Origin of the sequence: Paenibacillus sp. MSJ-34, from assembly GCF_018918005.1 — a bacterium.
GTDB lineage: Bacteria > Bacillota > Bacilli > Paenibacillales > Paenibacillaceae > MSJ-34.
Genome location: NZ_JAHLPR010000007.1, coordinates 63,375 through 76,052, shown reverse-complemented (window position 1 = coordinate 76,052; position 12,678 = coordinate 63,375). Strand labels below are relative to the sequence as shown.

The 12,678-nt window shown below is 48.4% G+C and carries 13 protein-coding genes; 5 read left to right on the top strand and 8 right to left on the bottom strand.

Going from position 1 to position 12,678, the window contains the following annotated elements; translation table 11 throughout:
* Genes KQI79_RS05255 through KQI79_RS05245 form a run of 3 tightly spaced genes read right to left on the bottom strand, consistent with a single transcriptional unit; the run spans position 1 to position 2,918 of the window.
* Complete coding sequence (locus tag KQI79_RS05255) at positions 1-879, bottom strand: glycine betaine ABC transporter substrate-binding protein (protein WP_230191004.1); 879 nt, start codon at positions 877-879, stop codon at positions 1-3.
* A 7-nt stretch (positions 880-886) separates the two neighbouring features.
* Positions 887-1,717, bottom strand: coding sequence for an ABC transporter permease (locus KQI79_RS05250; RefSeq protein WP_216537166.1), 831 nt, complete (start codon positions 1,715-1,717; stop codon positions 887-889).
* Entirely contained in the window at positions 1,710-2,918 is a 1,209-nt protein-coding gene (locus tag KQI79_RS05245) for a quaternary amine ABC transporter ATP-binding protein (protein WP_216537165.1), read from the bottom strand. Before KQI79_RS05245 ends, KQI79_RS05250 begins: the two co-directional genes overlap by 8 nt.
* A 259-nt stretch (positions 2,919-3,177) precedes the next feature.
* On the opposite strand from KQI79_RS05245, the gene KQI79_RS05240 reads away from it, so the two are divergent.
* On the top strand, positions 3,178-3,747 hold the full coding sequence (locus tag KQI79_RS05240; protein WP_216537164.1) for a GbsR/MarR family transcriptional regulator: 570 nt from the start codon (positions 3,178-3,180) through the stop codon (positions 3,745-3,747).
* A gap of 65 nt (positions 3,748-3,812) precedes the next feature.
* Here KQI79_RS05240 and KQI79_RS05235 read toward each other — a convergent pair whose 3' ends face one another.
* The 4 genes from KQI79_RS05235 to KQI79_RS05220 all read right to left on the bottom strand — a co-directional run bounded on the left by KQI79_RS05235 (position 3,813) and on the right by KQI79_RS05220 (position 6,930).
* Positions 3,813-4,112 (bottom strand): YutD family protein, encoded by a 300-nt coding sequence (locus KQI79_RS05235; protein ID WP_230191003.1) that lies wholly within the window; start codon positions 4,110-4,112, stop codon positions 3,813-3,815.
* A 132-nt stretch (positions 4,113-4,244) separates the two neighbouring features.
* A complete protein-coding gene (gene lipA / locus KQI79_RS05230) occupies positions 4,245-5,156 on the bottom strand; it encodes a lipoyl synthase (protein WP_367398139.1) in 912 nt (303 codons plus the stop codon).
* A 113-nt stretch (positions 5,157-5,269) separates the two neighbouring features.
* Positions 5,270-6,325, bottom strand: coding sequence for a CotH kinase family protein (locus tag KQI79_RS05225; RefSeq protein ID WP_216537162.1), 1,056 nt, complete (start codon positions 6,323-6,325; stop codon positions 5,270-5,272).
* Positions 6,326-6,714: 389 nt separating this feature from the next.
* Positions 6,715-6,930, bottom strand: coding sequence for a hypothetical protein (locus tag KQI79_RS05220; protein ID WP_216537161.1), 216 nt, complete (start codon positions 6,928-6,930; stop codon positions 6,715-6,717).
* Between the two features lie 25 nt (positions 6,931-6,955).
* Between KQI79_RS05220 and KQI79_RS05215 the strand changes: the two genes are divergently transcribed.
* The 4 genes from KQI79_RS05215 to KQI79_RS05200 all read left to right on the top strand — a co-directional run bounded on the left by KQI79_RS05215 (position 6,956) and on the right by KQI79_RS05200 (position 10,170).
* Positions 6,956-7,681 carry a hypothetical protein gene (locus KQI79_RS05215; RefSeq protein WP_216537160.1) on the top strand — a complete coding sequence of 242 codons (726 nt, stop codon included), beginning with the start codon at positions 6,956-6,958 and terminating at the stop codon, positions 7,679-7,681.
* Between the two features lie 221 nt (positions 7,682-7,902).
* The gene (locus KQI79_RS05210; RefSeq protein WP_216537159.1) at positions 7,903-8,577 is read left to right on the top strand and encodes a DUF2642 domain-containing protein; all 675 of its coding nucleotides are present in this window, start codon (positions 7,903-7,905) and stop codon (positions 8,575-8,577) included.
* A 54-nt stretch (positions 8,578-8,631) separates the two neighbouring features.
* Positions 8,632-8,790, top strand: coding sequence for a hypothetical protein (locus KQI79_RS05205; protein ID WP_216537158.1), 159 nt, complete (start codon positions 8,632-8,634; stop codon positions 8,788-8,790).
* 27 nt (positions 8,791-8,817) lie between these two features.
* Positions 8,818-10,170, top strand: coding sequence for an arsenic transporter (locus KQI79_RS05200; RefSeq protein WP_216537157.1), 1,353 nt, complete (start codon positions 8,818-8,820; stop codon positions 10,168-10,170).
* Positions 10,171-10,224: 54 nt separating this feature from the next.
* Here the strand turns inward: KQI79_RS05200 and KQI79_RS05195 are convergent, their stop codons facing one another.
* Positions 10,225-11,280: a CotH kinase family protein gene (locus KQI79_RS05195; protein WP_216537156.1), complete on the bottom strand. Its 1,056-nt coding sequence runs from the start codon at positions 11,278-11,280 to the stop codon at positions 10,225-10,227.
* Between the last annotated feature and the right edge of the window lie 1,398 nt (positions 11,281-12,678).

The window sequence follows — 12,678 nt, the reverse complement described above, 5'->3', positions numbered from 1 at the left end:
TTATTCCACTCCGGCGAGCCATTCCTGCACTTTCGCATCGTTTGCTTCGATCCATTTGACCGCAGCGTCATCCGGCGAAGTTCCTTCCTGGATATCGACCATAACAGCAGCCATATCTTCCGGCGTCCAATGGAACTGGTCGAGGAATTGGTAGGCTTTCGGCTCGTTATCCTTCAATCCTTTCCGTACGATCGTATGAATTTGTTCTTCGTCCCCGTATACGTTTTTCGGATCGTCCAAATACTTCAAGTCCATTTTGGCGAACATCCAGTGCGGCGTCCAGCCTGTAATAATAATCGGCTCTTGCTTGTCGTAAGCTTTTTGCAATTCCGTAGCCATCGCTGCGGAAGAGCTTTCGACCAAGTTCCATTTATCTTTCAAGCCGTAATCCTCCAGCGCCTTTTCCGTGGACATCATAATTCCGGCGCCCGGTTCGATGCCGATCACTTTATAATCGACGGCGGCGCCGACTTCGTCTTTACTCAAATCCTCAATGCTTTGAATATCCATATAGGAAGGCACCACTAATCCGAGCTTCGTTCCTTCCAGATTAGACCCGAGATCCTCGATTTTGCTTTCGTTTTTCTCCAAATAGCTGGCATGCGTGACAGGGAGCCAAGCGGCAACCATCGCATCGGCGCTGCCGTCCGCAACCCCGCTCCACATCGGCCCTGCATCGACTTGCAGCATTTCCACGTCATATCCTAACTTGTCTTGCAGTATATGCTTAACGACATGCGTACTGGCAATTTCGGAATCCCAGGCGACGTAAGCCAGCGATATTTTGCCGCCTTTCGCCTGACCTCCGCTTGCGCAGCCTGCTAGTACCAAACTTAACATGAGAATAAACGCCAGACCTTTCCCCCAATGTTTCTTCAATGCTCCATCAACCCTTTCTTTTTTTCTTCATCATATTTTGAGTTAATCTATCGAGAACGATAGCTAAAACAACAATCGCCAATCCCGCTTCGAAGCCGACTCCCGTCTTCGTTTGCGTCACCGCGCGGTATACGTCGGCCCCGACGCCTTGCGCCCCGATCATCGAAGCGATGACGACCATCGACAACGACAGCATAATCGTCTGGTTGACGCCGGCGAGAATCGTCGGCAGCGCAAGCGGCAGTTGCAGCTTCCACAACTTCTGCATCGATGTCGAGCCAAACGCGTTGGCCGCTTCCACCAAATCGCCCGGCACTTGGCGAATTCCTAAATTCGTCAGCCGAATCGTCGGCGGAATCGCAAAAATAATGGAAGAAATAACTCCCGGAACGACGCCCAAAGAAAAGAACGAGACTGCCGGCAGCAAATAGACGAACGCGGGCATCGTCTGCATAAAATCGAGGACGGGCGTCACAACTTTTTGAACGCTATCCGATCTCGCGCACCATATTCCGATCGGAATGCCGAACAGAACGGATATAAGCGCAGCCGTCAACACAAGCGACAAAGTTTGCATCGTATGGTCCCAATACCCCAGATTCAGCACCAAGCCGAATCCGATCAGCGTAAACAGGGCAATTTTCCAGCGGCCGATCAAATAAGCGATTGCCGTGAACAATACGATTAAAACGAGCGGATGAATTCCTAAAAAGATAAATTCAAACCATTGTACGATGCTTCCAATAATCAATTTAATAAAGCGAAATAATGGATCTACGTTATTACCGAGCCAGGTCTCGAGCGATTCGATCCAAGACCCGATCGGAATTTTAGGCATGTTCAAGCGTTCCACCTACCTCTATATCCGAGTTGCCTGACAATGCTGCCAAGACGGAACCTCTAATAATAATCCCTCTCAACCGTCTGTTCTCGTCGACGACGGCAACCGGCACTTTGGAACTGCTCATCGTATCGAAGAAGTCGTGCAGCACCGTATCCGGCGAAACCGTCGGGACATCGGTTACGATAATATCTTCCAACTGCAAACCTTCGCGTACGGCCTGCGACGCCCCGTCCGCGGTAATGACCCCGAGCAGCGATTTCGTTTTGTCCACCGCGTACAAATTGGATATGCCGAGATCGCGCATCAATTGCAGCGCAACCCGCGGACCGCGCTCGGGCGTAATCGTCTCCGGCCGAATCATGACATGCGATGCCGTAAGCACCTTGGACAAGTCTACATCCTCTACGAATTTCTCAACATAGGCGTCGGCCGGCTTCGTCATAATTTCCTCCGGCGTGCCTAGCTGCACGACCGCCCCGTCTTTCATCAAAGCGATCCGGTCGCCGATTCGCAGCGCTTCGTCCAAGTCATGCGTAATAAAGACGATCGTCTTTTTCATTTTCGTTTGAAGCTCCAACAGCTCATCCTGCATTTCCTTGCGAATGAGCGGATCGAGTGCGCTGAACGCCTCGTCCATCAGCAATACGGCCGGATCGTTGGCAAGCGCCCGGGCCAACCCTACGCGCTGCTGCATGCCGCCGCTCAACTGATCGGGATAACTGTCGGCCCAGCCTTCCAAACCGACCAGCGCCAATGCTTGAATGGCTTTTTCTTTGCGCACTTTACGCTCAATTCCTTGTACTTCGAGCCCGTATTCCACATTTTGCAGCACGGTCCGATGGGGGAACAGAGCGAACTTCTGAAACACCATGCTAATTTGCTTTCTGCGGATTTCCCGCAGTTGCTCCGCGTTTTTCTTGGTCAAATCTTCCCCGTTAATCAACACCTGGCCGGACGTCGGATCGATCAATCGATTGAACAAACGGACCAACGTCGATTTGCCGCTCCCCGACAATCCCATAATGACAAAGATTTCGCCGGGTTCAATGGAAAAACTCACTTGGTTCACCGCTACGGTCTGCTTCGTCTCTTTTAAAATCCGATCTTTAGACCACCCTTGTTCAAGCAGCGGAAGCGCGAGTTTGGGGTCGTAGCCAAATATTTTCGTTAATTGCTTTACCTCAATAATCGGCATCGTCACCCTCCTCAATGTTCTTTTGTTTAAGTTTAGAGATGTTACCGACGATCCGTCAAAACGGAGAATCCTTTGTAATCTTTGTACAGTTTTAACTTTACAAGCTTTATGTACTGTATACTCTGTTTTCCTCCCTTTTCCTTCCTTACCCCTTTCTTTACATCGAAGGATTGTTTTTTTAGAATAATGATATATAATAGGGCGTGTTCAAATAGATAGAAAAGATTAATAGCTACTTACATCCGTGGGAGGATCAATCATGAAGGAGTTCGAGGGACTCAGCGAAGAGCAAATCGGGAGAATACAAAAATCGCGCCAAAGAGTGATCGAGTCGATCGGCAAAAATATGGATCTTTACGGAGTAACCTTATCCATCGGTCACTTATACGGGCATATGTATTTCTACAACCATCCCGTTACGCTCGACGAAATGGGCGAAACGATGGGAATGAGCAAAACGAGCATGAGCACAGGCATGCGTACGTTGATGGATTTGAAAATGGTAAATAAAGTGTGGGAAAAGGGAGCACGCAAAGACTTGTACGAGGTCGACCCGGATTGGCACCAGAATTTTACCGATTATTTCTCGGTCAAATGGAGAAAAGCGGTGGAGTTAAACGCAAACGCCTTGAAGAAATCGCTGCTTGAACTGTCCAATCTTCGCAAGGAATATGAAGGGGACGAGAAGCTTGAAGCTGTGTTGAAATCCGATATTGATAAAATCAATGAAGCTCTGAATTATTACCGCTGGCTGCATCGATTAATCGATTCCTTCGAAACCGGAGAAATCTATTCCTTTATCCCGAAAGAAGCGGCTGCAACCGATTAGCGCCTCTCTATTATAAAACCCCTCGTTTGTTGACTTTCGTCAGCATGCGAGGGGTTTCTTGTCGGTTACGATCCGCCGTTCGGCCGCGGTTCGCGGTTTTTCTCCAGGACGAAATACGCGCAGCCGAAGTTGCAGTATTCGTTAATGTAATCGACGATTCCGGATATGGCCGTGTCTTTGGACGCTTTCGGATGATTGTCGCGAAAGAACCCTTTCAATCTCAACTGATTATATCCCCAATCGCCGATAATGTAATCGTAACGGTCAAGCACATCGCTGTACCGGTCGCGGAACGCTTCCGGATTCCAGCCGTTTTTATGATCCTGAACCAGTTCATATGTTTTGCCGGATACATGTATCAACATGAACACAACTCCCCAACATCAAATTACGAGAGGTTGTTCAAAAAGCCCGCTTTTGATCGCGAATAAAGTTGACTTTATGAACGCGTATTACAAGAAAGGCGCTTCTATGGCAGATACGAACCTCAACTTAACTTATCGCACAGAAGCCGCATGATTAGCCTGCAGCGTCTTCGACGCCGATTTCACTTGCTCATGCGCATGATAGGAACTGCGAACGAGCGGTCCGGATTCGACATGGCTGAATCCGCGCCGCAGCCCTTCTTCCTTCAATGTCGCGAATTCTTCGGGCCGGTAATATTTCTCGATCGCCAAATGCTTCTTCGTCGGCTGCAAATATTGGCCGATCGTCAAAATATCGCAGTCGACCGCGCGCAAATCGTCCATCGCCTGCAAAATTTCATCCCATTCTTCGCCGACGCCGAGCATGATGCTGGATTTGGTCGGAATTTGCGGCTGCATTTGTTTCGCACGCTGCAGCAGTTCAAGCGAACGGCGATACTTCGCCTTGGCCCGAACCCGGTCCGACATGCGCTCCACGGTCTCGATATTATGATTCAGAATGTCCGGCTTCGCATCCATCACGACGCGAAGCGCATCCCAATTCCCCATAAAATCGGGGATGAGAACTTCCACGCTGCACAAAGGCAGTTTGCGCCGCAACGCCTTGATCGTCTCGGCGAAAATCGCGGCTCCGCCGTCCTGCAAATCGTCGCGGGCGACCGAAGTCACGACGCAATGACGCAGCCCCATCTTCTCCGCGGCATCGGCTACCCGCTCCGGCTCCTGCAAGTCAAGTTCCGTCGGCATGCCCGTGTTGACGGCGCAAAAACGGCAGGCGCGCGTGCAAATATCGCCCAAAATCATAAACGTTGCCGTACGGTTGGCCCAACATTCGTAAATGTTCGGACAACGCGCTTCCTCGCATACCGTATGCAATGTTTTGGAACGCATCATATTTTTGATCTCGTTATAATTATCGCCGGTTGTCAGCTTGATTTTGATCCAATCCGGCTTGCGTTGTGTATCGTTCACAGCCATCTTCACGCCTTCTTTCGTCAGTATCGCTCTAGCAAGATTGCCATTATTATATCACGAATGACGAATGATTAGAAAGCGCCGGTTCGCGCTATGCCGCAATCATGCGCAATACCGCCGGATTACAGCTTTAATATCGCCCGCGAAATCAGCTTCCGCCGTTCCTGGATATAGTTTTGAATGACCAACGGCTCGTTCTCATATACGTATAGCGGCCATTTCCGGCCGTAATCCGCATAAATATACGGCGAAATTTGCCGATACATTTTGTAAATAACAGGCGATATCTTGGACACGGTAAACGTCTCCTTGAGTATTTCGCGCAATATTTCTTTATATCTGCTCCGCAGACTGCCAAATTGCAGCAATTTCTTCGTTAATTGATTATATCCCGTTACGCGGACCAAACTGCTTTCCACCTGTTTCCCGTAACAGTTGCGTCCCCACGTCCCCTCATAATCCCACGGAATAATGCGGTACATATTGCGGGTTTTATGGCGGTACAGGGCATAGTTTTGATCGAAACCGTCGTAGTTGCCCGTAAACACCGCGCCGGCAAGCCAGCGCAGATAATTTTCGATATCGACCTGCCTGGACAAGAAGGAGAGCAGTTCCTTTCCTTTTAGCGTATTCAGCTTGTAAACGAACCGGGACAATTTGCGGCCGTCCGCTTCTTTTCCGATTTCCAATTCGTATCCTTTAAACAGCGATTGCTTTCTTTTTCCGGTTTTATAATGAAACAGGCTGAAATTGGCGTGATTGTTTACCGCAAACACCAAAGATTCCATAGGAATGCCCCGCTTCGCGAAGAATTGGCGGTTAACCGCTTCAATCTCAAGGTAAACGCCTCTGTTCACCCCATTGATCACGAGACGGCAATGCTTCGTTTGCGGGCAAGGGACGCCGATCCATTCGAAGAATTGAAAGGAAAGCGCGTTGCGAATCATCGAAGGATCGTCGTATTCCGCGTTAAGGTGAAACATTTGCGTTCCATGCAAAATGTCGTAGGATCTTTTGGGATATTCTCTCGTATGCCCTCCGCGATACCGCAATTTCACGATTTCCCTCATCCCACTGTTCCATAAATAGGCCTTTACGTATTCATTGCTCCATATATCCTCTTCCAGTGCGCGCTCTTCATCCTGATGGATCTCAATAAAACGGGTTGGCAAGCTCATAGGGACATCCGCCTTTTTGATGTTACGTTATGCGGCCGGGGCGAATGCGGACACGGCATATGTCCCGTACTTCGCACAGGAAAAGGGGATTCGCTCCAAATCTTCTAAACCCTCGTCCAACATACTAAGATATTCATGGATTTTCGAGAGAATAGATTGAAATCTAGTACCTTTTGATGCGGTATACATATAAATAAATTACAAATAAACATCAATGACACCTTGAGGGAATCATTCGTCCAACCGGTCCATTCGATGTTGCTAAAGGAAGGTGATCGTTTATAGCATTATGGCAGAAGTACCTATCAAGCAGTGAGCGACAAGTTCGCAAATCCATATTAAGTGAGAGGGGAAATGTTTAAAATGGCATACCGTGCCCGTTTAACAAGTCAATCCCATAGATCTTCGAGTTCCTCGAGATCCTCGAGATCGTCCAAATCCTCCAAATCCTCTTCCTCTAAATCCTCCAGATCGTCGTCGTCATCGCATTCCAAGTCAAGATCCGCCCATTCAAGTTCCACTTCGTCGAGATCGGCGGGCGTACGCAGCTTTCTCGGCAAAGAGGTAATCATCAACCGCGGCGGACCGGATTTTATTACAGGCATCCTGAAAAAGATCGGAAGCGACTACGTGGTCGTGCTGGCTCAATCGAACAATAATAACAACAACAATAATAATAATAAGAACAATAATCAAGGACAAGCGCAGGCACAAGGGCAAGGAAACAACCAAAATTTTTGCGAAATCGTTTATGTCCGCAATTCCCATATCAAAAGCATGAGCCTGAGCTCGCAATATTCTAAAGACTCCTATACTACCGATTACGATATTATTTCCGCACCCGATTTCAATTCCGTCATGAAAAAATTGAATCATAAATTCGTACAGCTCAATAACGGCGGTCCCGAAAAATTAGACGGCTTTGTCGTGCAAAGCGACGACCAATACGTGTTCTTGGTATCCGATCGCGAACCGATCAAAATCGCCAATTATCATATTAAAAGCGTTAGAGTATCATCCAAAACGTACGGCTATACCGGGAACAATAACAATAACAATAACAACAATAAAAATAACAACAATAACAACAATGGCAATGCAAACAATAATAACGGCGCAAACGCCAACAATAAGTCCGGCTACAGATCCGGCAACCGGTCGGGCCATCGTTCCGGCAGCAGATCCGGCCGCCACAGATCCGCTTTCGATTGGGGCAGCTACGGCCGCCGCAGAGCCGGATCAAGCAGACGAACTGGCGGCAGAACGAGAACGAGATCCAGAGTCGTTAAGAGAAGCGGCGCCAGAGCCTCGGCAAGAACAAGAACAAGAACAAGAACAAAAACAAGAACGAGATAACGTTCCGTCCTCTCCCCTAATATCCCGCAGCGCCGCTCTTCCTCTTTCGTTACGAATTTCCTATCGTGATTCCTTACCTGTGCTCCTATTCTCCCCTTGTAATCCAACAAAAAATTGCGGGATTCATCATTCTCCCACCCTGACACGATGCGTTGGAACTCCACACTTCCAACGCATCTTCCAAAACGAACGAATCCATGTTGTTGAGAGGAGGTTCACAAGTGAATGATTTTAAATCTTTGCTGGGCAAACAAATCGAACTTGATATTCCCGGTAAAATACCGATGATCAAAGGTGCGCTTGTTGACGTAGGGAGCGATATATTCGTCGTTTACAACGGCGAACAGTTTCTGTATATTCCGACGTTTCATATTCATTTGATGAAGCTCGCCAAACATATTAATCCGGAATTGAACTTTATTCCCGATTCCCCGTCGCCGTTCGAAAATCAAAATGAAGAAATCTCGTATCGCAAAATTTTAATGAACGCTAGGGGAGTCTTTCTTGAGGTTTATATTACCGGCAATCAATCCATCTCCGGCTATATTACGAGCATCATGACCAATTATTTTATATTCTATTCTCCGGTGTTTCACACCTTAATCATCCCTCTGCATCATCTCAAATATTTAATTCCGTACAATCCGAACGCAACACCGTACTCCTTGAGCCAGGAGCATTTCCCGCTCATTCCGACCAATATGTCCTTGGCCCGCTCCTTCGACCAGCAGCTCAAAAAATTGGAAGGAACTTTGCTCGTTCTGGATTTAGGGGACAACCCTCATAAGATTGGGGTATTGAAAAAGGTCGAGAACAGCAGAGTCGAGTTAATCACCGCAAACGAAGAATCCGTATATCTTCATATCGATCATATTAAGACGGTCCATTTGCCTTAAAAACGCGCAGCTTGCGCGAGTCATAAATTCATGATGAGGAAGGAAGGGTGATTTATGTTCATTACACTGATCGCTTTTACGATATCCGGCGCTGCGATCTACTATCTCATTAAACCGCCTGCGATTGCCAGCATTCACTCTTATAGTGCCGAAAGCGCCGATGAAGCGTCCCCAGACCCTGCATTGCGCGAAACCGAACTTTTGCAACATTAACGCCTGGCTGCAAAGGAGAATGAGTAGATGCATGGGTCCGCTATGGTAACGCTAACGGTCATTTCCTTTTTCCTTACGCTCGTGCTTATTCTGTGGCGGCCTCGCGGTTTGAACGAAGCCATTCCCGCCATGGGCGGAGCGATCCTTGTTATATTAAGCGGGAGCGTTTCATGGTCCGATCTGGTCACGATCGGAGATACGGTCAGCGGCGCCGCCATTACCATTATGTCGACGATCGTCATGGCAATCATATTGGAAAGCTTCGGTTTCTTCACCTGGGCCGCTGAAGGATTGGCCGCGAGAGCGAAAGGCTCGGGAATTCGCCTGTTCTGGTACGTGAACCTGCTATGTTTTCTAATGACGCTTTTCTTTAACAATGACGGAAGTATTCTAATAACGACTCCCATTCTTTTAATTTTGCTGAAAAACCTCGGTCTGAAAAATAAGCAAAAAATACCGTATTTGCTTTCCGGGGCGTTAATTGCTACCGCTTCGAGCGCGCCGATCGGCGTCAGCAACGTCGTCAATCTGATCGCTCTGAAAATCGTAGATATGGATCTATACAAGCATACCGAAATGATGTTTATCCCTTCCACGCTCGGATTATTGCTCCTGCTGTTCATCATCTTTTTGCTCGTGCGCCGGGAACTGCCCCGCAAACTCCCCTCGGCTTGGAGAGGGATTCATCCGGATCCCCGATCGCACCCGTTAAAACCGCATTCCCCCGCCGTTCCGAAAATTAAAAATCGCTCAAGATTTATGTTGTATATTCTGCTGTTCGTATTCACCGTGCGCGTCGGCCTATTTATCGCTTCCTTTGTCGGAATACCGGTTTGGTTTGTAGCGGTTATCGGCTCAGGGCTGCTGCTCGGCTGGAGATGGGTCTATCTCAACATTTCGCCGGCCGACATGATCAAAAAGACGCCTTGGCATATTCTCATCTTCTGTTTCGGGATGTATGTGATCATTTACGGCTTGCATAACATCGGTTTAACCGAACGGCTTATTTCCATCTTTCAACCGATCGTCTCCGGAAATCTTCTCAATGCCAGCCTCTCAATGGGCAGCTTAATCAGCGTTATGTCGATTCTATTCAACAACCACCCCGCTTTGATGGTAGGGACGCTTACGCTAACGAATATGGGGCTCGATCCGCTCACTTTGAAAATCGCCTATCTTGCCAATGTTATCGGCAGCGACATCGGATCTTTGCTCCTCCCGATCGGTACTTTGGCGTCGTTAATGTGGATGCATATCTTGAAACAGCATCATGTGAAAATCAACTGGAAAGATTATATTCGCGTTACCTTTATTGCGATTCCGCCAACGGTCATATTCACGCTCGTTGTGCTCTACTACTGGGTTTCGTGGCTGTTCTAATTCGACTCCTCTTTTAAAGTCCCGGTCTTCCGTTAGAAGGCCGGGTATATCCTGCTATAACGCATCGATATCCCGTAAAATAATTTTTCTGCGTTCCCTGATATACTCCAATATGACGCCGGGTTCGTTAAGAAATACCGAGGCAGGCCAGCGGCGGGTCCTGTCTTCCAAAATATACGGGGCGATTTTCGCGTACATTTGGGCGATGACGGGGGCAAGCTTTTTCTCCGTAAACGCATGCTTGGCGATATGGCCTACGATCGTTTTATATTTTTGCCGTACCGATTTGTAGGATAACAATCGTTTCGTCAAATGGTTGCGCCCGGTCACCGGCACCGGATTGCTCCCGAAAATTTCCCCATAGCTGTCCCGTCCCCAAGTTCCTTCATAGTCCCATGGGATGATACGGTAATAGCCGCGCCCTTTATGGCGGTATAAAGCGTAATTATGGTGAAATCCGTCGTAATTTCCCGTAAACACCGCTCCCGCAAGCCAATGCAAATAGTTGTCGATATCAAGACGAGAACGTAAATAGGGAAGCAGTTGCCGATGCGAAAGCGCGTTCACTCGCGATACGAATCTTTCCAGACGTTTCCGTTCCGCATCGTTTCCGATCATGAGTTGATATCCGTCAAATAACGAAGTTTTGCGCCGATTTGTTTCCGGGCTGATCAGACTGAAATTGGCATCGTCATTCGTCGCATACACCAAAGATTGCATCGGGATCGCTCTTTGCTTGAAAAAATACCGGTCGACTCCTTCGATCTCAAGATAAACCCCCATATTTTTCCCGTTGAGCTTGATCAAGCAATGTTTCGTTTTCGGGCTTGGCACGCCAATCCGTTCGAAAAACCGGAAAGATAATGCATTGCGTATCATGGAAGGATCGTCGTATTCGGCATTGTAATGATACGTTTTATTTTTTTTTACGATCTCGTACGATTTCTTACTATAGTCGCGCGTATGTCCTCCGCGGTAGCGCAATTGAACGCGTTCCCGCATCCCTTTGTTCAGAATGTACGCTTCGACGAACTTATTGCTCCATATATCCCTGTTTAGTTGCCTTAATTGGTCTTCAGAAATATAAATTTGCCGTACCGGAAAGCTCATAGAGCAATCACCTTTTCCCAGGTAGATCAATAAGCCTATCGACACGATAGGCTTATTGTTTCATTACTCTATGCCATTACTGCATCCGCTGACACGGCAATTGTCCGTTAACTGGCAAATGCGAATGTTTCGATGTCCGGTAATGTCTTCTTATTCTCACCCACGTGTGCCGCGAGTGCCGCGAGTACCGCGGGTACCGCGAGTGCCGCGAGTGCCGCGAGTACCGCGAGTGCCGCGAGTGCCGCGGGTGCCGCGAGTACCGCGAGTGCCGCGAGTGCCGCGAGTGCCGCGAGTGCCGCGAGTGCCGCGAGTGCCGCGGGTGCCGCGAGTGCCGCGAGTGCCGCGAGTACCGCGAGTGCCGCGAGTGCCGCGAGTGCCGCGAGTGCCGCGAGTACCGCGAGTGCCGCGAGTGCCGCGAGTACCGCGAGTACCGCGAGTACCGCGAGTACCGCGAGTGCTGCGATGGCTGCGATGGCTGCGATGGCTGCGGTCGCTGCTTGTTTCAGCTACTTCTTCGGAAACATTTCTCATTTCAGTATCCATACTTTTCCCTCCCCCGTTGTAATAATATAATCTATGATTCGCATCGGCCTTTTGATAGAGATAACAGTGTAGTGATATAAAAATAGAAGATTGCCATTCCAGTAAAAAAACCCATGGGCGGCGGGCATAATACACTTCCCCTGCCGGAATTTGATCCGTACATGCCTCTAACCCTACCCCCGTTGCACCCATTGTAAAAGGGGTTGGGATAACGAAACGATACGGCCAACCATACCGCACCAGCGCGAAAGAATAACCAGGCAATGAAGGACCTTTCATTCTCATTCTGATTGTAGTCGGTTTCGTTCACACAAAAAGGGGATGGACGGATCGAATCCGTCGATTTGTACGAAATTTCATACACAAATCGCAATTTTAGCCCTCAATCCTGCTAATGTATGCGAAAAATCATACACAATGTGCGGCGCATGAGCCCTAATCCCTGTACATTGTATGAAAAATCACACACTATCAGCAGCGCACGCATCCAACTAGTCGATTTTGTGCGAATTTTCATACACGAATCGCGATATTCGGCCCTGATCCCGTAAACGTATGCGAAAAATCATACAAATGTGCGGCGCACGATGGGTTGATGCACAGATCGGGGAAAACAGGCCAATTCTTGCGGTTTTTTCACCGGCGTTGCATTCATTTTAAAACGGGCTAGGATGACGAAGCAGTGTATTCGTCTTTTCAAACCATCCGCCCCAGCGGAAGGAAAAGAGCTTAGGCGATGAAGGAGTTTGATTCGGAAACCCGCAATTGTGCATCTTCTAACCCGTTTTGATCGATCAAAACTGCGACAAAGCTTGTGAAAAGGCATCTTTTTTCACGCTTTCAATGGGGGATGGG

Coding starts and splice junctions, on each gene's coding strand:
- KQI79_RS05250 (WP_216537166.1), bottom strand. CDS start 1,717: ATGCCTAAAATTCCGATCGGGTCTTGGATCGAATCGCTCGAGACCTGG.
- KQI79_RS05245 (WP_216537165.1), bottom strand. CDS start 2,918: ATGCCGATTATTGAGGTAAAGCAATTAACGAAAATATTTGGCTACGAC.
- KQI79_RS05240 (WP_216537164.1), top strand. CDS start 3,178: ATGAAGGAGTTCGAGGGACTCAGCGAAGAGCAAATCGGGAGAATACAA.
- KQI79_RS05235 (WP_230191003.1), bottom strand. CDS start 4,112: ATGTTGATACATGTATCCGGCAAAACATATGAACTGGTTCAGGATCAT.
- KQI79_RS05225 (WP_216537162.1), bottom strand. CDS start 6,325: ATGAGCTTGCCAACCCGTTTTATTGAGATCCATCAGGATGAAGAGCGC.
- KQI79_RS05220 (WP_216537161.1), bottom strand. CDS start 6,930: ATGCCTGTAATAAAATCCGGTCCGCCGCGGTTGATGATTACCTCTTTG.
- KQI79_RS05205 (WP_216537158.1), top strand. CDS start 8,632: ATGTTCATTACACTGATCGCTTTTACGATATCCGGCGCTGCGATCTAC.
- KQI79_RS05200 (WP_216537157.1), top strand. CDS start 8,818: ATGCATGGGTCCGCTATGGTAACGCTAACGGTCATTTCCTTTTTCCTT.
- KQI79_RS05195 (WP_216537156.1), bottom strand. CDS start 11,280: ATGAGCTTTCCGGTACGGCAAATTTATATTTCTGAAGACCAATTAAGG.